The organism is Intrasporangium sp., from assembly GCF_039812505.1.
In the GTDB taxonomy this organism is placed as follows: Bacteria; Actinomycetota; Actinomycetes; order Actinomycetales; family Dermatophilaceae; genus Intrasporangium_A.
Genome location: NZ_JBDIAQ010000017.1, coordinates 19072 through 41580 on the forward strand (window position 1 = coordinate 19072; position 22509 = coordinate 41580).

General features: G+C 73.5%; 19 protein-coding genes. 14 read left to right on the forward strand and 5 right to left on the reverse strand.

The genetic code is table 11. From position 1 onward, the window contains the following. Positions 1–25: 25 nt before the first annotated feature. From ccsB to WMI84_RS04305, 4 genes are read right to left on the reverse strand one after another with little or no spacing between them, the layout of a single operon-like run. A complete protein-coding gene (ccsB, locus tag WMI84_RS04290; RefSeq protein ID WP_347350774.1) occupies positions 26–970 on the reverse strand; it encodes a c-type cytochrome biogenesis protein CcsB in 945 nt (314 codons plus the stop codon). A gap of 30 nt (positions 971–1000) precedes the next feature. After that, entirely contained in the window at positions 1001–2506 is a 1506-nt protein-coding gene (locus WMI84_RS04295) for a cytochrome c biogenesis protein ResB (RefSeq protein ID WP_347350775.1), read from the reverse strand. A gap of 13 nt (positions 2507–2519) precedes the next feature. After that, the gene (locus tag WMI84_RS04300; RefSeq protein ID WP_347350776.1) at positions 2520–3272 is read right to left on the reverse strand and encodes a cytochrome c biogenesis protein CcdA; all 753 of its coding nucleotides are present in this window, start codon (positions 3270–3272) and stop codon (positions 2520–2522) included. A gap of 33 nt (positions 3273–3305) precedes the next feature. Beyond that, on the reverse strand, positions 3306–4181 hold the full coding sequence (locus tag WMI84_RS04305; RefSeq protein WP_347350777.1) for a tetratricopeptide repeat protein: 876 nt from the start codon (positions 4179–4181) through the stop codon (positions 3306–3308). 375 nt (positions 4182–4556) lie between these two features. Between WMI84_RS04305 and WMI84_RS04310 the strand changes: the two genes are divergently transcribed. The 9 genes from WMI84_RS04310 (at position 4557) to WMI84_RS04350 (ending at position 16322) form a co-directional block, all read left to right on the forward strand. Continuing rightward, positions 4557–6326, forward strand: a complete 1770-nt coding sequence (locus tag WMI84_RS04310) for a sensor histidine kinase (RefSeq protein WP_347350778.1) — start codon at positions 4557–4559, stop codon at positions 6324–6326. Continuing rightward, on the forward strand, positions 6323–7009 hold the full coding sequence (locus WMI84_RS04315) for a response regulator transcription factor (protein WP_347350779.1): 687 nt from the start codon (positions 6323–6325) through the stop codon (positions 7007–7009). Before WMI84_RS04310 ends, WMI84_RS04315 begins: the two co-directional genes overlap by 4 nt. Before the next feature lie 135 nt (positions 7010–7144). Next, positions 7145–7525 carry a hypothetical protein gene (locus tag WMI84_RS04320; RefSeq protein ID WP_347350780.1) on the forward strand — a complete coding sequence of 127 codons (381 nt, stop codon included), beginning with the start codon at positions 7145–7147 and terminating at the stop codon, positions 7523–7525. 144 nt (positions 7526–7669) lie between these two features. Next, positions 7670–8158, forward strand: a complete 489-nt coding sequence (gene nrfH / locus WMI84_RS04325; RefSeq protein WP_347350781.1) for a cytochrome c nitrite reductase small subunit — start codon at positions 7670–7672, stop codon at positions 8156–8158. A gap of 7 nt (positions 8159–8165) precedes the next feature. Next, positions 8166–9632, forward strand: coding sequence for an ammonia-forming cytochrome c nitrite reductase subunit c552 (locus WMI84_RS04330; protein ID WP_347350782.1), 1467 nt, complete (start codon positions 8166–8168; stop codon positions 9630–9632). A gap of 145 nt (positions 9633–9777) precedes the next feature. Next, positions 9778–13080 carry a bifunctional lysylphosphatidylglycerol synthetase/lysine--tRNA ligase LysX gene (gene lysX, locus WMI84_RS04335; RefSeq protein WP_347350783.1) on the forward strand — a complete coding sequence of 1101 codons (3303 nt, stop codon included), beginning with the start codon at positions 9778–9780 and terminating at the stop codon, positions 13078–13080. Further along, entirely contained in the window at positions 13080–14192 is a 1113-nt protein-coding gene (locus WMI84_RS04340; protein ID WP_347350784.1) for an alpha/beta hydrolase-fold protein, read from the forward strand. The genes lysX and WMI84_RS04340 overlap by 1 nt, the downstream gene beginning before the upstream one ends. After that, positions 14185–15051, forward strand: a complete 867-nt coding sequence (locus WMI84_RS04345) for an SGNH/GDSL hydrolase family protein (protein WP_347350785.1) — start codon at positions 14185–14187, stop codon at positions 15049–15051. Before WMI84_RS04340 ends, WMI84_RS04345 begins: the two co-directional genes overlap by 8 nt. A 155-nt stretch (positions 15052–15206) precedes the next feature. Continuing rightward, on the forward strand, positions 15207–16322 hold the full coding sequence (locus tag WMI84_RS04350) for an alpha/beta hydrolase-fold protein (protein ID WP_347350786.1): 1116 nt from the start codon (positions 15207–15209) through the stop codon (positions 16320–16322). A gap of 63 nt (positions 16323–16385) precedes the next feature. Here the strand turns inward: WMI84_RS04350 and WMI84_RS04355 are convergent, their stop codons facing one another. Beyond that, on the reverse strand, positions 16386–17168 hold the full coding sequence (locus WMI84_RS04355) for an ATP-grasp domain-containing protein (RefSeq protein ID WP_347350787.1): 783 nt from the start codon (positions 17166–17168) through the stop codon (positions 16386–16388). A gap of 111 nt (positions 17169–17279) precedes the next feature. Between WMI84_RS04355 and WMI84_RS04360 the strand changes: the two genes are divergently transcribed. From WMI84_RS04360 to WMI84_RS04380, 5 genes are read left to right on the forward strand one after another with little or no spacing between them, the layout of a single operon-like run. After that, on the forward strand, positions 17280–18143 hold the full coding sequence (locus WMI84_RS04360; RefSeq protein ID WP_347350788.1) for a hypothetical protein: 864 nt from the start codon (positions 17280–17282) through the stop codon (positions 18141–18143). Beyond that, complete coding sequence (locus tag WMI84_RS04365) at positions 18143–18829, forward strand: hypothetical protein (protein WP_347350789.1); 687 nt, start codon at positions 18143–18145, stop codon at positions 18827–18829. Before WMI84_RS04360 ends, WMI84_RS04365 begins: the two co-directional genes overlap by 1 nt. Beyond that, on the forward strand, positions 18826–20106 hold the full coding sequence (locus tag WMI84_RS04370; RefSeq protein ID WP_347350790.1) for a 2-dehydropantoate 2-reductase N-terminal domain-containing protein: 1281 nt from the start codon (positions 18826–18828) through the stop codon (positions 20104–20106). The genes WMI84_RS04365 and WMI84_RS04370 overlap by 4 nt, the downstream gene beginning before the upstream one ends. Continuing rightward, the gene (locus tag WMI84_RS04375; RefSeq protein ID WP_347350791.1) at positions 20103–20906 is read left to right on the forward strand and encodes an ATP-grasp domain-containing protein; all 804 of its coding nucleotides are present in this window, start codon (positions 20103–20105) and stop codon (positions 20904–20906) included. The genes WMI84_RS04370 and WMI84_RS04375 overlap by 4 nt, the downstream gene beginning before the upstream one ends. Further along, a complete protein-coding gene (locus tag WMI84_RS04380; protein ID WP_347350792.1) occupies positions 20903–22180 on the forward strand; it encodes an MFS transporter in 1278 nt (425 codons plus the stop codon). Before WMI84_RS04375 ends, WMI84_RS04380 begins: the two co-directional genes overlap by 4 nt. Positions 22181–22509: the final 329 nt, after the last annotated feature.

Here is a 22509-nt window from a genome sequence, read left to right on the forward strand (position 1 = left end):
GAGTCCGGTGGTCGCGCCCGACGGGTCAGGTGTAGCTGTGCAGGCCGCCGAAGAAGCTGTTGCCCATGAAGGTCAGCACGACGCTGGCGAAGCCGATGACGAGCAGCCAGGCGGCCCGCCTGCCGGTCCAGCCGCGCGCGACCCGGGCGTGCAGGTAGCCCCCGTAGATCAGCCAGGTGACCAGCGAGGCCGTCTCCTTCGGGTCCCAGCTCCAGTAGCTGCCCCAAGCGATCTCGGCCCAGACCGCGCCGATGACCACGACCATGGTGTCCAGCGGGAAGCCGATGACGACGGCCCGGTAGCCGAGCCGGTCGAGCACCTCCGAGGTCGGGATCAGGTGGCGCCACCGGCGCGGGGTCCAGAGGTCGAGGGCGGCAGCCGCGAAGGAGACCGAGAAGGCGCCGTAGGCGAAGACCGCGACGATGATGTGCAGGGTGAGCAGCAGGCTGTTCTGCAGCGCCGGGATCAGCGGCTCCGCCGTCGTCTTCTGCGTGCCGGCGTAGGCGAGCGCGATGACCACGAGCGGCAGGACGAACAGCGCGAGCGTCCGTGCGTGGTAGCGCCACTCGAAGTACGTGTAGGCCGCGAGCATCCCCCACGCCGCCGCCGTGGCGAACTCGTACTGGCTCACGAAGGGGCCGTGTCCAGTGGCGGTCATGCGCAGCACGAGGGTCACCGTCAGGAAGGCCAGGGCGAGCCAGCTCAGCCAGGTGGCGTACCTCGCGAGCCGGGCTGCGGACGGACCGGAGTCCCGGACCGTGACCGGCTCGTCCGGGTCGGCCGCTCCCGGGATCGAGTCGAGGTCGTCGATCAGGTCGCCCCCGGCGGCGCCGACCCGGACCCGACCGCGGGGGCGGGCCCCCACCAGGCTCGCCCGGTGCCCCGCCGCCATCGCCCAGAAGTAGGCGAGCGCGGCCAGGACGGAGGTGATCAGGGCTGCGACGAACGTGAACTGCGAATAGCTGAGCATGGTCTGGGCTCCTCGTGGGTGGGGTCCGACTCAGCGGTCGGACGCCTTGATGCCGGCGACGATCTGGTGGAACACGGGCTCGAACGCGGGGTCTCGCTTGAGCGGGGCGCCGAGCATGACGCGGCTGGTCCCGTCGGCGTTGTCGCGCACCCGCACCCAGAGGCGCCGGTGGGGCATGAAGAACACCAGGTAGCAGCCGATGATGAACAGGGCCGAGCCGAGCCACACGAGCCCGGACCCGTTGTCCTGCTTGATGATCAGGCCGGTGTACTGCCGGTTGCGTTCGTAGGTGAAGGTGAGCCCGGCGGCCTGGGCCGACTGGCCCTGGCTCACGACCGGGACGCCGACCGGCGCCTCGACGCCGTCCTGGTGCACCTCGAGCAGGGTCGAGCCCGCGGGCAGGTCGGCCAGGACCTGTCCCGAGGCGGCCTGGATGACGAAGACCGTGACGCCCGTGGACGGGATGCCGAACCGGCCGATGCTCTGCTGGCCGTCCTTCGACTGCCACTCGAGCGGGACGGACTGGGCGAAGAGCTGCTTGCCGCCCTGCGTGACGGTGATGTCGGCGCCGATCCCGAAGAATGCCTGGTGGAACCACACGCCGTCGTAGATGAGCGGTGAGTTCACCCGGGTCTGCTGGCGGGCGACCTGCCGGCCGTCCTTGGTGACGACCAGGTCGGACACGTAGTCCTTGGGCCGGCCGTCCTCGTGGTACGTGTCGGCGAACGAGAGCGCCTTGACCACGAGGCCGGTGCCGTGCCCGACCTCGACGGGGACCCCCACCGGCGCGATCACGTCGTTGTCCTTGAAGCCGGTGGTGGCCGAGACCACGAAGCCGAGCAGCACGACGATGACGCTGAGGTGGGCGACCACCGTGCCGAACGGGCCCCAGCGGAACCGCTCGCCGTAGACATCCGCGCCCTCCTTCGCGGTGCCCTCGAGCACGCGGAAGTGCTTGGCCCGCAAGGCGGCCCGAACCCGGTCGGCGGAAGTCGCGACGTCGCACGGCAGGTCGACCGTGGCGCGCAGCGGGGCGTGGTGGAAGAAGGCCGCGCTCATCGACGTGCGGGGGCGGGTGGCGACCCGCCAGAGCCGCGGGGCCCGGTTGACCGAGCAGGCCAGGATGCTCAGGCTGAGCAGGGCGAACGGGCCGCGGAAGTACCACGTGTAGAAGACGTGGAACAGGCCGAGCCGGCCCAGGATCGCCGCCCACCCCCCGTAGCGCTCCGTCGGGTCGCCGGCCAGCCACTCCTGGTAGGCCTGCGGGTCCGCACGGACCTCGGGAGGCGCCTGGGTGAGCAGGGTGCCCAGCAGGGTCAGGATGCCGAGCACGAGGATGATCCACAGGCCGGTGCGCATCGAGATCAGGAACACCCAGGCGCGCCGCAGCGGACGTTGCCGGCGGCGACGCTCCTGACGCGGCAGCTCGTCGAGGACGTCGACGCCGTGCTCGGGATGGTCGCCGGGCCGGTGCCGGTCGCCGTGTGCGGCAGGCTGCGCCTTCGTCTCCGGGGGGCGCTTGGCGGTGGTGGTCATCTCGGGGCCTCTCTCAGACGGCGAAGGTGGGGAAGAACCGGGACAGGCTGACCAGCAGGTTCGTGATCATCAGGAAGCCGACCACGACCAGGAGCGTGCCGGTCGCCACCGAGACCACGGCCTCGTGCCGGGCCAGCCAGGCCAGCCGGACCCGCACGGCGTCGGCGCCGAGCGCGACGAGGATGAACGGCAGGCCCAGCCCGAGCGAGTAGGCCACGAGCAGGACGGCCCCCTGCCCGACGTCGGAGCGGAGCGCGGCCAGACCGATGATCCCGCTGAGGATGGGGCCGACGCAGGGCGTCCAGCCGGCGGCGAAGACGACGCCGAACAGGACCGACCGGCCGACTCCCGGGGTCCCGGGCTCGACGGTCCCGTCCGGGCGGCGGCGCAGCAGCATGCCTGCGCGCGGCCCGGTTCGGCGGCCGAGCACGGGCAGCGAGATGAGCCCGGCCACGTGCAGGCCCATGACGACCAGGACCGACCCGCCCACCCGGCGCAGCATGTCGGCCTGGTCGCGAAGCGCGTAGCCGATCAGCCCGATCGAGGCCCAGAGCGCGACGAAGACGACGGTGAAGCCGAGGACGAACGCGACCGCCTGCCGCAGGGTGGTGCGCCGCGGCACCCGGCTGCCGACCGGTCGGCCGTCGCCGGTGGAGCCGCCGACCAGGTAGCTGACGTAGGCCGGCACCAGCGGCAGGCAGCAGGGCGACGCGAAGGAGACCAGGCCCGCGGCGAAGGCGACGGCGAGGCTGATGTTTCCGGTCATGTCGGGGCTGCTTCCACGGTCGTCGCGGGTGGCTCACCCGGCCGGGGTGCCGGACGGGGTGGTGACGGGGCCGACCTGGGACTGGACGGCCTTGGCGATCTCGCTGTTCGGCGCGAGCTCGACGACCTTGGCCCACTCGGAGCGCATCTGCGCGGTGCGTCCGGTCGTCATGTAGAGGAAGCCGAGGTCGTAGTGCAGCTCGGCGTTTCCGGGGTGCAGCCGGACGCCGGTCTGCCAGGCCTGCTCGGCGGCGGCCGGGTCCCCACCGTTGAAGGCGGCCGCCCCCAGGGTGACCAGGCCCTGCTCGTTCTCCGGGTCGACGTCCAGCACCCGCTGGGCCGCCGCCCGGGCCTCGGCCCAGCCGTTGGCGGTGAAGTGCAGGTCGGCGATGGACTGCAGCGAGACCACGTCCTTCGGGTCGGCCTTCACCTTCGCGGTGAGCTGGGCGAGCCGGGCCCGGTCCAGGGGCGGCGGAGCCGTCTGGCCGGCCCCGGTCTGCGCCACGGGGGTGGAGGTGGCCGGGACCGCGGGCCGGCCCGTCCAGTAGACGCCGAGCACGACGCCGACGGCCACCAGGGCGGCGACGACGCCGAGCAGCGTGCGGTTCGTGGCACCGCGGTGTGCCCTGGCCGCAGCAGGTCCGTGCGGCCCGGTCCGACCGGCCCGAGCCTCGAGCGCGGACTCCGGACCGGTGAGCAGCGCGAAGATCCGGTCGACCTCGTGCCGCCGGCGCTCGGTCCAGCCGCTGATCTCGTCGGGAGCCGCGTCCAGGTACGCGACGATCCGGTCATGGGTGCCGGCGACCTGCTGGTCGTCCGCGGTCGCCTCGAGCCCGAGCCGGAGCAACAGGTCGCTCCGGACGCTCGCCGGCCTCGCCGGATCGGTCATCGTGCCCTGGTGGTCGGACATGCCGCCTGCTCCTCGCCTGCTCCTCGTCCTGCGCCGTGCGCCGGTCGGTGCTGGTTTTGTGGCATCCAGTGTCTTTTTGAGCGATGTGGTGGGCCATCCGCCGACCGGCACAGATTGGGTACAGCGGGTACAGCCGCCGCGGGTCGCGTCCGCTCCCGGGCACGGCTGCCGTCCTCGTGGCGCCGCCGGCTCGCCCCGGTGCGTCCGAGGTGAACCCACGGGACCGGCGTCCTAGACTCGGGGCCTGACGGAGGCACCGGACCGGCGAAGGAGCGGCAGATCAGCACCCGGGAAGCCATCGGCGAGCAGACCCCCGACCCCGGCCCGGCCGGTGCGGCCGGGCCCGTCCACGCGGCTGCCGACGACCCGGCACCTGTGGTCCCGGCTGCGCGCGGCAGCGGCCGGCTGGCCGGCAGCCGGCTGCGGGCCCTCGGGATCGTCCTGCCGGTGGCCTTCGTCGTCGCCCTCGAGGTGGTGCGCTCCCTGCTCGAGCGCAAGGGCTACTGGTCCCCGGGCAACTTCGGGCTCTGGCGGGTGTCGACGCTGGGGCTGGTCATCATCGGCATCGTCGTCTTCTCGGTGCTCATGTTCCGGCTCATCGACCGGGCCGAGCGACAGGTCCTCAGCCAGAACCGCGACCTCACGACGGCCAACGCCGTGGCGGCGGCCATCCAGGGGGAGTCCAGCGTGGCCGCGGTGGCCGACGGCGCCCTTCGCGCCATCCTCGGGGCCGAGGGTGCCGTCCGGGTGGCGATCCGCCTGTTCGACGCGGCCGGGCAACCGCCGCGGGACGAGCAGCTGCACGAGTTCGTGCTGGGCAGCGCGCCGGCACAGGCCGGCCCGAGCCTCGACGTGCCCATGTCCAACGGGCCCACGACGGTCGGGCGGCTGGCCATCTGGTACCCGGCGGGAGCCGACGTCACCGACCGGATCGGCGGTGCGGCCCTGTCCAGCCTGACCACGCAGATCGCCTGCGCGGTCCAGCTCGCCGACGCCGTCTGGGACCTGAACCGGCGCCAGGCCGAGGGGCACGCCTTCTACGACATCCTGCTGCGGATCTCGCACCAGGAGCCCACGACACCCGTGCTGGACGCCGTCGCGAAGCATGCCGTCGCCCTGCTGGACGCGGACGCGGCCGCGATCACCGTGACGCCCGAGACGACCCGCTCCATCGGGATCGAGTCGGACCCGCAGGCCGCGTGGATCCGCCCCGACGGCGCCGCCCTCGTCGCACACGGTCTGCCCGCGCATCCGGTCGCCACGGGGGGCGGCGGCCCAGCGGCATCCGACGCGATGGACGTGGCGCGCTGGACGAACGTCGCGCGGCGCGCCGTGCCCGGCGGCGCCGACGCGCTCGGCGAGATCTGGGTCGCACGGTCGGGCGGCACGGCGTTCTCGGCGCGCGACCGGGGGTTCCTCGCGGCGCTTGCCAGCCTCGTCGGGATCGCCCTGACCGGTGCCCAGATGCGCGAGGGCGCCAAGCAGCGCGAGGTCCTGAACGAGCGGGCCCGCATCGCCCGGGAGATGCACGACAGCCTCGCGCAGGTGCTCGGCGCCGTGCACCTGCGGCTGCGCGCCCTCGGGACGAACGTCGACGGAGTGGTCCCGGCCCACGTGGCCGGTGAGGTCGAGGCCCTGGCCGACGTGTGCGCGGAGGCCTACCGCGACGTGCGTGAGGCGATCCTGGGCCTGCGTGCGGCGCACCAGCATGCCAGCCGCAGCCTGGAGGACAACCTGAGCGCATACCTCGGGGCGTACTCCGCCCAGTCCGGGGTGGCCGCCACCCTGGTCAACGAGGTCGGTCACGAGGTGTCGCTCTCGCCGCGGGCCGAGGTGCAGGTCCTGCGGATCGTGCAGGAGGCCCTGACGAACGTGCGCAAGCACGCCCGCGCCGGGTCGGTCACCGTCAGCATCCGCGACGACGGCGCCACGACGAGCGTCGTCGTGCAGGACGACGGTGTCGGGTTCGACGCCGGCGCGACGCTGGCGGCCAAGGACGGCTACGGCCTGGGCACGATGTGCGAGCGCGCGGCGCTGCTGGGGGGCACGGTGGACATCGACTCCACCGCCGGCCGCGGCACGGCGATCAGGATCTCCGTCCCCGAGCGTCCGTACGCCGCCCGCGGGTCACGGGGCAGCCGATGAGCGAGCCCATCCGCATCCTGGTCGTCGACGACCAGCCGCTGTTCCGGGGCGCCATCGCCGCCCTGCTCGGCGCCCAGCCGGACATGGACGTCGTCGGTGAGGCGGAGAACGGGCTGGTCGGGGTCGAGCAGGCCCGGGTGCTGCGTCCCGACCTGGTCATCCTCGACGTCGACATGCCCGTCATGAACGGCGTCGACGCGGCCCGGCTGATCCGCGACCAGGTCCTGGACGTCAAGATCATCATGCTCACCGTCTCGGACGTCGAGGACGACGTGCTCGAGGCGTTGCGCGCCGGCGCCCACGGCTACCTGCTGAAGGACCTGCGGCCCGAGCAGCTCTACGACATGGTCCGGTCGGTGATGCGCGACGAGACGCCGATCTCGCCGCGGGTGGCCGGACCCCTGCTGCGCGAGCTGCGTGACGGCACCGGCCCGCGCGTACCGGACCCGAGCGCCGAGGAGGCCGGCTCGCTCACCCCCCGGGAGCTGGAGATCCTGCGTCTGGTCGCCGAGGGCCTGAGCAACCTGGAGATCGCCCGCCGGCTCGTCATCACCCAGGGCACGGTCAAGAACCACGTGCACAACGCGCTCGAGAAGCTGCACATGGACAACCGCATCCAGGCCGCCGGCTACGTCATCCGGCACGGCCTCGGCTCGCCGAGCGCGGAGCAGCGGGAGCGCTGAGGAACGGCTCGCCGCGCGGCGACCGGACGGTACAGACCACCTCTACCCAGCCTGTACCCAGCAGGGGATGTCGCCCCCGACGGGCCCGTCCTAGCCTGATCCGCAAGGCTGTTCGTCGCGGGAGGAGACCAGGCGATGGCGCACCGTCCGTCCGTCCTCGTGGTCTTCCGGCACGCCCTGCTCGGCGAGGGACTGGCGGCCCGGCTGAAGGCTCTCGGCATCGAGGTCACGTCGGCCGAGGTGCAGGACAGTCCGACCCTGGTCACGGCGTTGCAGGACCACCCCGACGTCGTGGTCGTCGAGTGTGCCGACGACGGGTGCCTCGAGCGGGTCGCGCGGCTGAGCCCGGAATCACGGGTCGTCGACGTCAGCGCCTCGGTCACCCGCGGGTACACCGGCGACACCGTGGGATTCGAGGCCATCCTGAGCGCGCTGCCGCCGAGCGCGGAGCAGCCCGCAGCCTCGCGTGCCCCGCCCGGGAACGTCGCGGGTCGCCGTGAGGGCACACACCCGTGAGCGATATGAGCCATACGGTCAAGATCGAGCGAATCCTGTTGCAGTGCAACCGAATCGATACCCGAACAGATGAATGTGCGGGGTTGCCTGCGGGATTGCAGCAGGACACGATGAGAGGCACCCGGCGAAGCGGAGGAAGGGGAGATGTCCGCACAGTCCAGGACGCAGAGCGTCGTCGCGCGAGCCAAGCGGTGGTTCTGGCCGATCGTCGCGGTCCTCGTGGGCGTCTTCGTCGGGCTTGCCCTCTTCACCTTCGGGTATGCCGACGGGGCCGCCTACTTCGGCAAGGACCCACAGACCTGTGCCCAGTGCCACGCCATGGACGCCCAGTACGCCGCCTGGTCGAAGGGACCGCACCAGCACGTGGCGACGTGCCAGGACTGCCACGCCCCGCACGACGACCTCGTCGCGTGGGCGCTGGACGAGGCCGACAACGGCTTCTGGCACTCGCTGAAGTTCACCTTCGACACCTATCCCGAGAACGTCATGATCCGTCAGAAGAACCGCGACGTCGTGCAGGAGTCCTGCCTGTACTGCCACGGGGACTTCGTCAGCCAGACCGAGCTCGGCCGTCCGCACGGCCAGGGCGTCGCGTGTCTGAACTGCCACAGCCGAGTCGGTCACGAGAGGTAAGGGCGCCATGAGCGACAACGAGCCCGACACCGGGCCCGCCACCCCAGCCGCCGAGAAGAGCCGCGGGCGATGGCGCCGGAAGCGAGGGATGATCCTGGTCTTCCTCGTCGGCGGGGCGCTGCTGGCCTTCGCCGTCGCCGGGCTGCTGGTCAACATCGCCCAGCGCAAGGCGGAGGGGCAGAACACCTTCGCCAAGGTGGTCGACCTGGACGAGCAGACCTACGACCCGTCGGTCTGGGGGCAGAACTTCCCGGCCCAGTACGAGGGCTGGAAGGCCACCGAGGAGATGCAGCCGGACGACACCGTCACCCGCACCCCGACCGCGCAGGACCCGCGCACCACCGTGGCGCACTCGAAGATCGAGGCCGACCCGCGCCTGGTGACGATGTGGCGCGGCTACGCCTTCGAGATCGACTACCGCGAGCCCCGGGGCCATTTCTACATGCTCATCGACCAGCGGTACACCAAGCGGGTCCTCGAGCGTCCGCAGCCGGGTGCGTGCCTGAACTGCCACGCCTCGCTGCCGGAGATCACCACCGCGCTGGACAAGGGCGACCAGGCGGCCGGCTGGGCGATCATGAACAAGACGCCGTACAACGAGGTGACCAAGCTGGCAAAGCACCCGGTCGGGTGCATCGACTGCCACAACCCCCAGACCATGACGATACGGGTGACCCGGCCGGCCTTCATCGCGGGCATCGCCCAGTACAAGGCCTCCCAGGGCATCAAGGACTACGACGTGAACAAGCAGGCGACGGTGCAGGAGATGCGCAACTTCGTCTGTGCGCAGTGCCACGTCGAGTACTACTTCAAGGGCGACGCGAAGACCCTGACCTTCCCGTGGGACAAGGGCCTGACCGTCGATGACGCGCTCGCCTACTACGACGAGGTCGGCTGGACCGACTTCACCCACAAGCTGACCGGCGCGCGGGTGCTCAAGGCCCAGCACCCCGACTACGAGACCTACAGCCAGGGCGTGCACGCCAAGGCCGGGGTGACCTGCGCGGACTGCCACATGGCCTACAAGCGCGAGGGCGCCATGAAGGTGACCGACCACCAGATCCGCAGCCCCATGACGAACGAGTCGACGATCAACCGGTCGTGCATGACCTGCCACCGCACGACCGAGGCCGACATGCGCCAGCGGGTCGAGACGATCCACGACCGCTACGAGCACGCCAAGAACGTCTCCTTCGACGCCCTCACCGCCCTGATCACCGACATCGAGAAGGCCAGGACCTCGGGCACGGCGCAGGACCGCATCGACCGGGCGCAGTCCTTCCAGCGCAAGGCGCAGTTCTTCATGGACTACGTGGTCTCGGAGAACTCGCGCGGCTTCCACGCGCCGGCGTACACGATCCGGGTGCTGAACGACGTCACCGACGCGTCGCGACTGGGCCAGCTGGCGCTGCTCGGCCAGCAGCCGAAGACCACGACGAAGCCGGCGCTGCAGCCACCCGCCCCCGCGTCCTGACGGCGCACCCCCTGACCGGGCCGTATGCCGCCCCGCCGGCCCCGCGGCATACGGACCCGGTCGCTCGGGTGTCGTCCACCTGCCACCCAGCAGGCTCACAGGATGCGGTCGGCGGCCTCCCAGCCGGGCGCGTCAAGATGCGGTCATGCGCGTCAGGAGGTCGGGCCGGCGATCGTCCGCCCGGCCGGCGCGGGTCCTGACCGGGGTGTACGCCCTGGCCACCCTCGTCGCGCTGGGGCTCGTCCTGTTCGAGCGGCCGGGGCGACCCGGCCGGGGCGAGCTGGTCTTCGGGCTGTTCAACATCCCCGTCGCGCGCAGCTTCGTCTCGGTCGTGGTGCTCGCGCTCGTCACGCGTGCGCTGGTCGGGCGCAAGCGGGTCGCGCTGTGGCTCGTGGCCGGGTTCCAGCTGGTCGGGGTCTACCTGGGTGTGGTGGCCCTGCTGCCGCCGGACACGCACCTGGTCGCCGAGCTGTGGCGTACCCACGGCTTCCTCGGCCGGGAGCTCGACGTCGCGGGCATCGGGATCGGCGGGCTCGCCCTGTGGTGGCTGTGGACGCTGCGGCCGCTGTTCCCCGGCCGCCTGCGGCGCGGCTCCTGGTGGCTCGCCGGGACCGTGCTGGTGGTCGGCTCGGGGGTCACCCTCGCGACCACCTGGCTGCTCCTCGGGGGCACCGACAGCCCGCGGGGGCAGCTGCACGTGGTGGTCGACACCGTGGCCGCCGCCTTCGGCGGGATGAGCCGACGGGTCCTGGTGGAGGCACCGCACGGGGTCATCGCCGTCACCTCGGTGCTGGCCGGGAGCACGATCCTGCTGGCGGTCGGGCTGTTCCTCGCGTCGGCGAAGCCGCGCAACAGCTGGTCCCCGGAGCGGGAGGTCGCGTTGCGCCGGCTGCTGGCCGACCACGGTGCGCAGGACTCGCTGGGCTACTTCGCCACCCGCCGGGACAAGGGGTCGGTCTTCTCGCCCGACGGGCGGGCCGCCGTCACGTACCGGGTCGTCGCCGGGGTGTCGCTGGCCTCGGCCGACCCGGTCGGCGACCGGGCCGCCTGGCCGGGGGCGCTGACCGCCTGGCGGGCCGAGGCGCACGAGTACGGCTGGCAGCTCGGCGTGCTCTCCGCCAGCGAGGCCGGGGCGCGGGCGTACGCCGCGGCCGGGCTGCGCGTCATGCTGCTGGGTGACGAGGCGGTGCTCGAGCCGGGCCGGTTCACCCTGCGCACGCAGTCGATGTCCCCGGTGCGCCATGCCGCGCAACGGGCGACCCGGGCCGGGGTGACCGTCCGGATCGGCCGCCAGGCGGGACTCACGCCGGAGGAGCTGGCGCACGTCACGGCCTGCGCGCGCGCCTGGCTCGGCGGGCAGCGCGACCGCGGCTTCTCGATGGCGCTGAACCGTTCGGGGGACCCGGCCGACGCCGAGACGCTCTACGTGCGGGCGTACGACCCGGGCGGCGAGCTGGTCGGTGTGCTGGGGTTCGTGCCGTGGGGGCGCTCCGGCGTGTCCCTGGACGTCATGCGGCGCAGCCCCACCGCCCCGAACGGGGTGACCGAGCTGATGGTCAGCGAGCTGATGGCCCGTTGCGAGGAGTTCGGGATCCGCCGGGTCTCGCTCAACTTCTGCATGTTCCGGGGCGTCTTCGAGCAGTCGGCCCGGATCGGCGCCGGAGCCCTGACCCGGCTGAACGCGAGCGTGCTGGGCCTGTTCGACCGCTTCTGGCAGCTCGAGCGGCTGTACCGGGCCAACGAGAAGTACGAACCGAGCTGGGTGCCCCGGTTCCTGTGCTACGACGACGCGCTCGCACTGCCACAGATCGCGCTGGCCGCCGGCGCCGCCGAGGGGTTCGTCCCGTGGCCGAGGCTGCCGACCGGCGGGGCGCACCGGCTCGGCCCCGAGCAGCTCGGGCTGCTGTACGCCCTTCCCGAGCAGCCGGCGGTGCCGGCCCGGCGCCGTTCCGGTGAGTCGCGCCACCGGCTCGCCACCGTGGAGCGGATCCGCGCCGCCGGGGCCGACCCCTACCCGCCCGCCCTGCCCGCCCGGCCCGTAGCGCTCGACGAGCTGGCGCCCGGCCGCTGGGTGGGCGGCGTGGAGGTCTCCGTCGTCGGTCGGGTCCGGTCGGTCCGGGACCACGGCTCGGTCGTCTTCGTGACGGTCGACTCGGGCGGTGCCACCACGCAGGCGGTCCTCGAGGCGCGCGTCGTGACCCGGGCCGGGATCGACCGCTTCACCGCCTGGGTCGCCGGCGGCGACCTGCTCCGGGTGGACGGGGTGACCGGCCGGTCGCGGTCCGGGACCCCGAGCGTGCTGGTCCACGGCTGGCGCCTCGAGGCCAAGGCGCTGCGCCCAATCCCGTTCCGCGCCCTGGCCGACCCGGAGCAGCGGGTGCGGCGCCGGTCCCTGGACCTGCTCGTGCACCCGGAGCAGGCGGCGCTGCTGCGCCAGCGCTCGGCCGTCGTCTCGGCGGTGCGCCAGGCCCTCACCGGCCGCGGCTTCCTGGAGGTGGAGACCCCGATCCTGCAGGCCGTCCACGGCGGCGCGTCGGCGCGCCCGTTCGAGACGTTCAGCCGGGCGTACGACGTGGGCCTGTCGCTGCGGATCGCCCCCGAGCTGTTCCTCAAGCGGCTGGTCGTCGGCGGGTTCGGGCCGATCTTCGAGATCGGGCGCAGCTTCCGCAACGAGGGGGTAGATGCCACCCACAACCCCGAGTTCACCTCCCTGGAGGCCTACCAGCCGCACGCCGACTACACGACCATGCGCGAGCTGGCCGAGCAGCTCGTCAAGGTGGCGGCCCGAGCGGTCCACGGCCGCGAGGTGATCCCGTGTCCGGCCCCCGGCCAGGTCCGCTGCGGGCTCGCCGGCGTCGAGCTGGTCGACGTCAGCGGCCCGTGGCCGGTGGTCGACGTCCAGTCGGCCGTCTCCCGTGCGGTCGGTCGCGAGGTCTCGGTGGAGACCGACATCGACACCCTCGTCGGGCTCGCCCGCCGGCACGGGGTCGAGGTGCGCGACGACCTGGGCCCGGGCGCGCTCGTCGAGGCGCTCTACGGCCGCCTGGTCGAGGCGAACACCGTCCCCCCGACCTTCTACGTCGACTTCCCCGTCGAGACCTCGCCGCTGACCCGCCCGCACCGCAGCCGTCCCGGGTTGGTCGAGCGGTGGGACCTGGTCATCGGCGGGATGGAGATCGGGACCGCCTACACCGAGCTGACCGACCCGGTGGAGCAGCGGTCCCGGCTGACCCGGCAGTCGCTCAGGGCGGCGGCGGGCGACCCCGAGGCGATGCAGGTCGACGAGGACTTCCTGGCCGCGCTGGAGCTCGGCATGCCTCCGACCGGCGGTCTGGGGATCGGCGTCGACCGGCTGGTCATGACCCTGACGAACACCCCGATCCGGTCCGTGCTGGCCTTCCCCTTCGTCCGGCCGCGGGCCGACGCCGCCACTCGCAAGGAGCACTGATGGAGCTGACCGAGCCCGGTCCGGTCATCCTCTTCGCCGGCGTGGCCGTGGTGCTCTTCCTCCTGCTGGTGCTCGGCCGGCCCCGGTGGGGCGGGCGGGTGGCGCGCGCGGGCCTGCGCGGCGCCCAGGTGCTCGTGCTGAACCTGGCCGTCGTGGCGCTGTGCTTCACCTTGCTGAACGACCAGTACGTGTTCTACTCCAGCTGGGCCGACCTGCTCGGGTCACGCTCCACGCAGGTGCTCGAGCACCACGGCGGGTCGGCCCGGAGCGCCGAGCAGGCCCGGGTCCCGGGGCCGAGCCTGGCCGACGTCTCCGGCCGTCGCGACTTCCGGCTGCCCCAGCCGGGGGCCCGGCTGCAGTCGTACTCGCTGCGGTACCCGGGCACCGGCATGACCGCAACCGTGCTCGTCCACCTCCCGTCCGGCTACGACCCGAGCTCGGCGCGCACGTACCCGGTGGTCCTGGGCCTGCACGGCTTCCCCGGCACCCCGGCAGGCTTCGCCCACCTCAACTTCCTCGCGACCGCCGACACCATGACGGCCGAGCACCGGCTCGCCCCCTCGATCTTCGTGATCCCGACCGTCGACGTGCCGGACGGCCTCGACACCGAGTGCATCGACGGCCCGGCCGGCACGCCCCAGACCGAGACCTGGCTGGCCCGGGAGATCCCCGAGTGGGCCGTGCAGCACCTGCGCGTGCGCACCGACCGGTCCGCCTGGGTGACGATGGGCTACTCGTACGGCGGGTGGTGTGCCGCCCTGCTCGCCATGCGGCATCCGGGGATCTTCGGCGGGGCGATCGTCCTGCAGGGCTACTTCCGCCCCGACTTCCTGTCCGGCTACGACCCGCTGAGCCCCAGCGCGCTGCGGCCGTACGACCTGGTCCGCCTGGCCCGGTACCGCCCACCGCCGGTCGGCCTGTGGGTGCTCACCTCGCGGCAGGACAGCCTCTCCTACCCCAGCACCGCGGCCTTCCTCGCCGCCGCCCGGGCGCCCCTCGACGTCACGGCGACCGTGCTGGCGACCGGCGGCCACCGCGCCTCCGTCTTCGAGCCGTACAGTGCCGCCGCCCTGACCTGGGTGGCCCGGACCTTCGAGCCGTTCCGTGGCTGACCACCCGACCTCCGGGGTCCGGCGGGCCGGCGTGATCGGCGCGCTCGTCCTGGTCGGCGCAGTCCTGCTCGGGCTCGCCGCTGCCCGGCTGGTGGCCTTCGGACCGCTCGGTGCGGCACACCCGTCGGCGGCGGGCACGGGGGCGCCGTCCCGGTCCGACCCGCTGCGGATCGTCGCGCTCGGCGACTCCGTACCGGCCGACACCGGGTGCCCCTGCCGGGGCTATGTCGCCGACCTCGGGGCCGTGCTGCAGGGCCTGACCCACCGCACGACGGACGTGCGCAACGATGCCGTTGCCGGGTGGACCAGCGCCGACGTACTGACGGCGCTGGACTCCGGGCAGCTCTCCGGGGACCTCGCAGGAGCGGACCTGGTCGTCGTGCAGGCCGGCGCGAACGACTTCGACCCCGGCCGGATCGGCGATCCGGCCTGCCCGCCGACTGCCACCTCCCCGTGCTGGCGTCCCACCCTGGCCACGCTGCGCACCGGCCTGGTCGGGATCAGCCGACGGGTTCGGGCGCTCGACACCAACCCCGACCTGCGCATCGCGCTGGTGGGCTACTGGAACGTCACCGTCGACGGCGCGGTCGGGCAGTCGCGAGGGGCGCAGTTCGTCACCGACAGCACCGCGTTGACGGTCGTCGTCAACGACACGATCTCGGCGGTCGCCGCACAGCAGCACGACGTCTACGTTGATGCCTTCACCGGCTTCAAGGGCCCGGACGGGCGGCGCGACCCGACGCCGGACCTGCAGGCGGACGGCGACCACCCCAATGCCGCCGGCAACGCGATCCTCACGGCGGCCGTGCGCTACGCCCTCGTCGACAGCGGCGCGCTCCCGGTGTGGACGGCGCCGTGACGGGCGCCGACCGGCAGGGCGAGGGCGTCCAGCGGCATACGACCGCGTCCAGCCGGCTGTCGAGGCGCATCCAGTACGCGGTCAGCGGACGCACAGCGGCCTCCCATGGTCGCGCTGCACGATGGCCCGGGGGAAGACCGGCCGAGGAGGCCATGGTGGAGCTGACCGATGCAGGGCCGGTGGCGATCCTGTCGGCCGCGGCGCTCCTGCTGTTCGTCGTCGTCGTGACGGGACGGCCGACCTTGCGCAACCGGTGGATGCGGCTGGGCGGCCGGACGGTCGGCGTGCTGCTGCTCAACGGCCTCGTCGCGCTCCTGACGCTGGTGATCCTCAACGACCAGTACGTCTTCTACGCTACCTGGGCCGACCTGTTCGGGGCTCGCTCGCCGCAGGTGCAGACCCAACACGGCGGTTCCGCCACGGCGGCGCTCGCCGCGCCGGTCCACGGTGACGGGCTGGCCGGCGTGCACGTGAGCCATCCGGACTACGCCCTGCCCCAACCGGGTTCGCGCCTGCAGACCTACTCGGTGCTGGACCCGGGCGCCCACCGACGCGTACCGGTGCTGGTCTACCTGCCGGTCGGCTACAACCCGCACTCCGCCCGGCGCTACCCGGTCATCCTGGGCCTGCACGGCTTCCCCGCGACGCCGACCAGCTTCGTGCGGCACAACTTCGTCGGCACCGCCACGACGCTGACCGCCGAGCACCGGCTCGAGCCGAGCATCTTCGTGATCCCCCAGATCGACGTGCCACCCGAGGTGGACACGGAGTGCCTCAACGGGCCGCCGGGTGACCCGCAGACCGACACCTGGCTGACGAAGGTGGTGCCGGTGTGGGCGATCGGGCACCTGCACGTCCGGACGGACCGGTCGTCCTGGGCGGCCTTCGGCTACTCCTACGGGGGATGGTGCTCGGCCGTGCTGGCCATGCGTCACCCGGACGTCTTCGGCGCCGCGGTCGTCATGGTCGGCTACTTCCAGCCGATGTTCGACCCGTCCTACGAGCCGTTCACCGCCGCCCAGCTGCGCGCCTTCGACCTGACCCGCATGGCGAGCCAGAACCCGCCGCCCGTCGCGATGTGGGTCCTGGCCTCCCGGCAGGACCGGCGGTACTACCCGTCGACGGCGGCCTTCGTCGAGGCGGCTCGACGGCCGTTGTCGGTGACCTCGGTCGTGCTCGCGCAAGGGGGCCACGGGCCCGCGACCTACGAGCCGCACTCCGCGGCGGCACTCACCTGGCTGGCCGCCGCCCTGCCCGGCTTCCGGGCCTGACCCGGCCGGGCCCCCGGTCGCCTCGCGGCACGACGCGGGCACGGGGGCGGGCATGGGGCTGGGTCACCGCCGGACGGGAGCGACCTCGCGCAGCACCCGCTCGGCCAGGCGGCGGCCCGCCTCGGGCACGCCCTTGAAACCGGGGAAGCTGGACAGGTCGACCACCCACGGCTCGCCGTGGTGCTCGATCACGTCCACGCCGTACGTGTCGATGCCCAGCGCCTCGCCGCAGGCCCGTGCCACCGACTCGATCCCGGCCGGCAGCCGGACCAGCCGACCGACCTTGTCGGCCAGGCTCTGCGGCGGCCAGACCCGCTCGACGCAGAAGACCTCGTCGCCGATCCGGTAGATCTTGCGGTCGCGCCCGTCCGGCTCGAGGTAGCGCTGGGCGAGGATCGGGTCACCGCCGTGGTCGATGCGGGACAGCTGCTCGGGGCGCTCGACGACCTCGATCCCCGCGCCCTGCGAGCCCCGGTAGGGCTTGACGACCAGCGGCCCGTCCGCCAGCAGGGGGGCGAGGTCGGTCGGGTCGAGCGCGGTGAACGTCGCCGGCACCGGCACCCCGGCCGACTCCAGCACCCGCGTCGTGGCGATCTTGTCCCGGCACAGCTCGGTCACCTCGTACGGGTTGAAGGTGGCGACCCCGGCCTCGTGGTAGCGCCGCGCCAGCGCCAGGGCGGCGGGGGTCTTGGCCTTGGTGACGCACAGGTCCACGTCGGAGCCGATCTCGCCGGCGTCGCGGTCACACCGGACCTGTCTCACCTGTGCGCCGTGCTCGGTCAGCACCCGGGTCAGCTGCGCGAACACGGAGCTGGGTGGCCGGACGAGAAGCAGGTCGATGCGCATTGCCGTAACGCTAGCCACCACGGTCCGGCCGCGAAACCCGGTCCGCGGACCATGAGAGCTCTCTCATCCTCACCTCACCGGAGCCTTATGCCGCTCCGGTGTGCTGGCCCCATGCCGACCTTCGTCACCGTCCTCGTCGAGGAGCGCTACCGCGACCAGGCCCAGCCCGCCGGACTGGTCGACGGGTTGCGTGCGGCAGGCGCTCGGGTGCGGGTGCTCGGCGACGCCGAGCTCGCCCGGGCGGACGGCCCGGCCGGACACGCCGCCGCGCTCGCGAGCAGCGACGTCGTCGTCGCCCGGGGGCGCAGCCGGGCCGTCCTCGACGGGCTGCGGACGGCCGAGTCCCGCGGGGTCCCGACCATCGACCCGGCCGCCGCCGTGACGGCAGTGCGCGACAAGGGCCGAATGGGCCGCCGGCTCGCGCGGGCCGGGCTGCCGGTGCCGCGCACGTGGGTGGGCACGGGACCCGAGCTGGCCGGGCGCCTGGCGGGTGAGCTGACCCGCGTCGCCGGCCCGCCGCTCCGCGGCGCGCGCCTGATCGCCAAGCCGGTGTTCGGCGACAACGCCACAGGCATCCGCGTCCTGGAGACCCCGGACACGCTTACCGGACTGGGTCCGACCGAGCTGGTCGTGCAGGAGCTGCTGGTCACCGACGGGCTCGACACCGACGGGCTCGACCTCAAGCTCTACGTCATCGGCACCCGCGTGTGGGCGGTGCGCAAGCCCTCGCCGGTGCTGGCGAACCGTTCGCGGCGCCGGCCCGGGCCCGTGGTGGTCACCGGGCGCCTGCGCGAGCTGGCCCTCACGTGCGGTCCGCTGTTCGGGCTCACCGTCTACGGCGTCGACTGCATCGAGACCGCTGCCGGCCCCGTGGTCATCGAGGTCAACGACTTCCCGAACTTCACGCACGTGTCGGGCGCGTCACGGCTGCTTGCCCGGCACGTCCTGGGCCGGGTGCTCGAGAGGACGGCGTGATGCGCATCCACTTCCTGACCACGCGATGGCCGACCCGCGACTCCGTCACCCGTGCCGCCGCCGTGCTGCTGGCCGACTGGGGCGTGCAGGTGCGCTTCGTACGGCCCGAGCCGGGTGGTGGGCTCGAGTACGAGCGAGCCGACCTGTACATCCTCAAGTCGGCGGATGACGCCGTGCTGCGAGTCGCCGACGCGCTCGAGTCCGCCGGGGCCGGGTGCCTCAACCGGCCCCGGGTGGTGCGCCTGACGCGGGACCACGCCGGCCTGGCCGGGGCACTCCGGTCGTTCGGGGTGTCCCTGGCGGCCCCGACCGAGGCCGCGTCCGGGTCCGACGCCGGCCGGGACGACGATGCGGGCACCAAGGTCTACCGGATCGGTGGGCAGGTCTTCGGGGTCGAGCGGCGTGGCGCGGTCGTGCGACCGCTCACCGTGCCCGTGGAGACCCGGGAGCTGACCGATGTGGTGGCCCGCGTGCTCGGGTCGGACCTGTTCGGGCTCGACCTCGCGGCGGGTGGCGCCGACCCGCTCCGGCCGGACGGCGATGCCGGGTGCGCGGGCCCGGTCGTCGCTCAGGTGCACGCCTTCCCGGGGTTCAAGGGAGTACCCGACGGCGGGCTCCGGCTCGCCGACTACATCTACGCCGCCGCCCATGAGCAGGCGGCCGAACGAGAGGTCGTGAGGTCATGAACCCGGTTCGCCAGAACCCGGCCCACCCCGGCCCGGTGCATCCGGTTCCGGTCCACCCCGGTCCGGTGCGCCCGGGTCCGGCCCACCCCACGGTCCGCCTCGACCGCACCGTCGTGGTGGTCGGCGCCGGCCGGGTCGGGCTGGGCTGTGCCGCCCACCTGGCCCACCGCGGAGGATGCCGGGTGCAGGTGCTCGGCCGCGGGAGCACCATCGCGGCCCTGGCCGGGCACGGCCTGGTCCGGGTGCGCGTGACCGACGGGGCGCTCGCGACCGAGGAGGACGTGCCCGTGAGCGCCATCGACCTGCACCGCGATCCCGAGGGCGCCCGGGCAGCCATCGCAGGGGCCGATCTGGTCTGCACCGCCGTGGGCGCCGGCTCGCTGCCCGCCCTCGTTCCACTGCTCGCGGACGGGTTGGCCCGGGCCGACCACGCCGTCGACGTCGTCGCGTTCGAGAACCTCGCGGATGCCGGCCGGCTCCTGCGACAGCAGGTCGGCGCCGGCCTGTCCGTGCCCCACGGCTTCTCCGGCGCGGTCGTCGACCGGGTGGTCGCCCACCGCCTCCCGGCGACCGCCGCCACCCCGGTGACCGTGGTCGCCGAGCCGGCCTGCCAGGTGGCCGTCGACCGGAATGCCCTGAACCACGACTGGTCGGTCCTGCCCGGTGTCGTCGGCGTGGACGACTTCCGGGCGTGGTTCCGCCGCAAGCTCTACCGGTACAGCGCCGGGCACGCCACCGCGGCCTATCTCGGCCGGCTCAAGGGCTACCGCTTCCTGCACGCCGCGGCCGCCGACCCGGAGATCGCCGAGGAGGTGCTCGCCGCCATGGAGGAGGGACGGCGCGGACTGCTGCACAGGTACGGCAGCCGGGTTGCCGGCACGCCCGCAGACCTGCACGAGATCCTGGCCCGGTTCGGCAACGCGGCGCTGGGTGACACGACCGCACGGGTCGGACGCGACGTGCCGCGCAAGGTGGCCCGGGACGAGCGGCTCGTCGGGGCGGCCCGGGCGGCAGCGCGGGCGGGGGTCACGCCGAGGCACCTGGCCCAGGCGACCGCCGCCGCGATCAGTGCCGAGCTCGCCGCCACCGGACAGCGCGCCGAGTCCGCAGCCGAACGCGCGGAGACCGTGGCCCGGTTCACGGGGCTGGCCCCGCACGGCCGGTTGGGCCGCCTCGTCGCGGCCTGCCTGGACCAGCTCGACGCCACCACCGTGCTGCTCTCGCTGGCCGAGCGGACACCCGCCTGGGAGACCGGCGTGGTCGGGAGGGCGTCATGAGGATCACCGTGCTGCTCACCCGGCGGGTCCCCGACCGGCCGAGCCCGGTCCTGGCGGAGGTCTTCGCCCGCCTCGAGGCGCTCGGCCACACGGTCGACGCGTGGATCCCGGAGGACCGCCTGCTCACCGCCGACTCGGTGCGCGTCGAGTCGGACCTGTACGTCCTGAAGAGCCACACCGAGCACGCGCTCAGCCTCGCCGGGGCGATCCACGACGCCGGCGGGGTCGTGCTCAACGACTACCCCTCCTGCCTCGTCGCCCAGGACAAGGTCACCGCCGCGCGACGGCTGCGCAGCCTCGGCGTTCCGACACCCGACACGTGGCTGGTCGCCGACCCCGGGCTGGCGACGGGGCTGCTGGCCCGCGGCCCGCTGGTCGTCAAGCCCAATCGGGGGCATCGCGGGGCGGACGTCCGGCTCGTCACCCACGAGGCCGAGCTGAGCGGCATACCCGCCGGGGGCGGCCCGCTCGTCGTGCAGCGCCACGTGCGGGGGCCCGGCGAGGACCTCAAGGTGTATGTCGCCGGCGACCGGGTGTGGGCCGTGCGCAAGCCCTTCGACGCGCTGTCCTTCACCCGGCCGGGCCGACCGGTGCGGGTGAGCGAGGAGGTGGAACGGATCGCCCAGCAGGTGCGCCACGGCTTCGGGCTCGAGCTGTTCGGCATCGACGTCATCGAGTCGCCGGACGGGCCCATGGTCGTGGACGTCAACTACTTCCCCGGCTACAAGGGGTGCACCGGTCCGGCTCCCGTGATCGCCGACGTCATCGCCCGGTCGGGCGGCGCGCGGCTGGCCGCGTGAACGTGCGCCACGACCCGGACCGGGCAGCGCGACCCCTCGCCGCCGTCCTGCTCGAGGCCGCCACCTCGCGGCTGGCGTTCGGGCTGGTCAGCTTCGCGCTGCCGCTGTACGCGCACCACCTGGGGATGTCGCTGGCCGCGATCGGGCTGCTGCTGTCCACCAACGCCGCGGTCGCCGTCGTGCTGAAGCCCGTCATGGGGGCGCTCATCGACCGGGTCGGGGTGCGCCGCGCCCATGTCGTCGCGGTGCTGCTGCGCACCGTCGTGCTCGTCGCGCTCGTGGTGGCCACCAGCCCCGTCCACCTCTTCCTCGCCCGCAGCCTGCACGGCGTCTCCATCGCCATGCGGGACCCCGCTTCGGCCACCGTGCTCGCGGCCCTCGGCGGCAAGCAGGCGGTGGCCCGGCGCTTCGCCTGGTTCCAGACGGTCAAGTCGGTCACCAGCTCGGGCGGCCAGTTCCTCTCCGGCATCGTGCTGACCCTGGCGACCGGCGACCACCGGGTCGTCTTCGCCATCGCGGCGGTCCTGTCCGGCCTGCCGCTGCTCGTCGTGCTGGTCGGGCTGCGCGGGGCCCTGGTGGACGGGCTGCGACTGCCGCAGCCGGCCCGCCGCACGCCCATGCCCCGTGACCTGCGCCGCGTGCTGCTGCCGTATGCCGGACTCGGCGCGATGATGACCGGCACGGCCTACCTGATGTCCAACCTGCTGCCCGTGCTTGCCGTCGAGCACATGGGCCTGGCCCCGGCCGCCGCCTCCTCGCTGTATCTGGTCAAGACCGTGGTCGGGTTCACCGGGCCGGTCTGGGGCTGGCTCTCCGACCGGGTCGGCGTGCGTCTCGTGCTGGGGGTGCGGGGGCTGGGCAACGCGCTGTCCTCGATCGTCTGGCTGCTCTTCCCGTCCCTGGCCGGGCTGATGGTCGGGCGGGCCCTCGACGACGTCGGCAAGGCGGCCTTCGCGCCGGCCTGGGGGGCCACGATGGCCGAGGTCGCCGACCTCGACCCGGCCCGACGGGCCCGTACCCTGGCCTGGCTCGGCTCCGCCGAGAACGCCGGCGAGATGGCCGGGCCGGTGGTGGCCGGGGCGGTGTGGGCGACCTTCGGCCTGCCGGCCCTGCTGGTGCTGCGCGCCGCCCTCGCGGTCGCCACCGAGCTGTATGCCCTGGCCCTGGCCAGGCGGGCCGCACGCCGGCCCTCGGCGCCGGTCGGAGTCTCGGGTTCGGGCGAGGTCGGGCCGGCCGCCCGGCTCGTCGCGCCGACCGCCGTGGTGGACCGGTGAGCGCCGAGCGGGTCATCCGTCGACGTGTGGCGCTGTGGCGCCGGCCGGGACCGGTCGCCGGGAGCTGCGGTCAGGCGTCGGGGGCCCGACGCCCCGGCCCGGCGACGCTGTTCGCAGGGTGGGCTGTTCGAGGGGCAGCTGCTCGGAGGGTCAGCTGTTCGGGGGGTCAGCTGTTCGGGGGGGCGAAGAACTCGATGGCGATGCCGTCGGGGTCCGGGCAGGTTGCGACGTTGGCCGGCTCGGTGCTGAGCGTGCTGTGCGCCACGCCGGCGTCGTCGAGCCTGGTCAGCCAGGCCTGCACCCCTGCCCGGTCCGGGCAGGCGATCGAG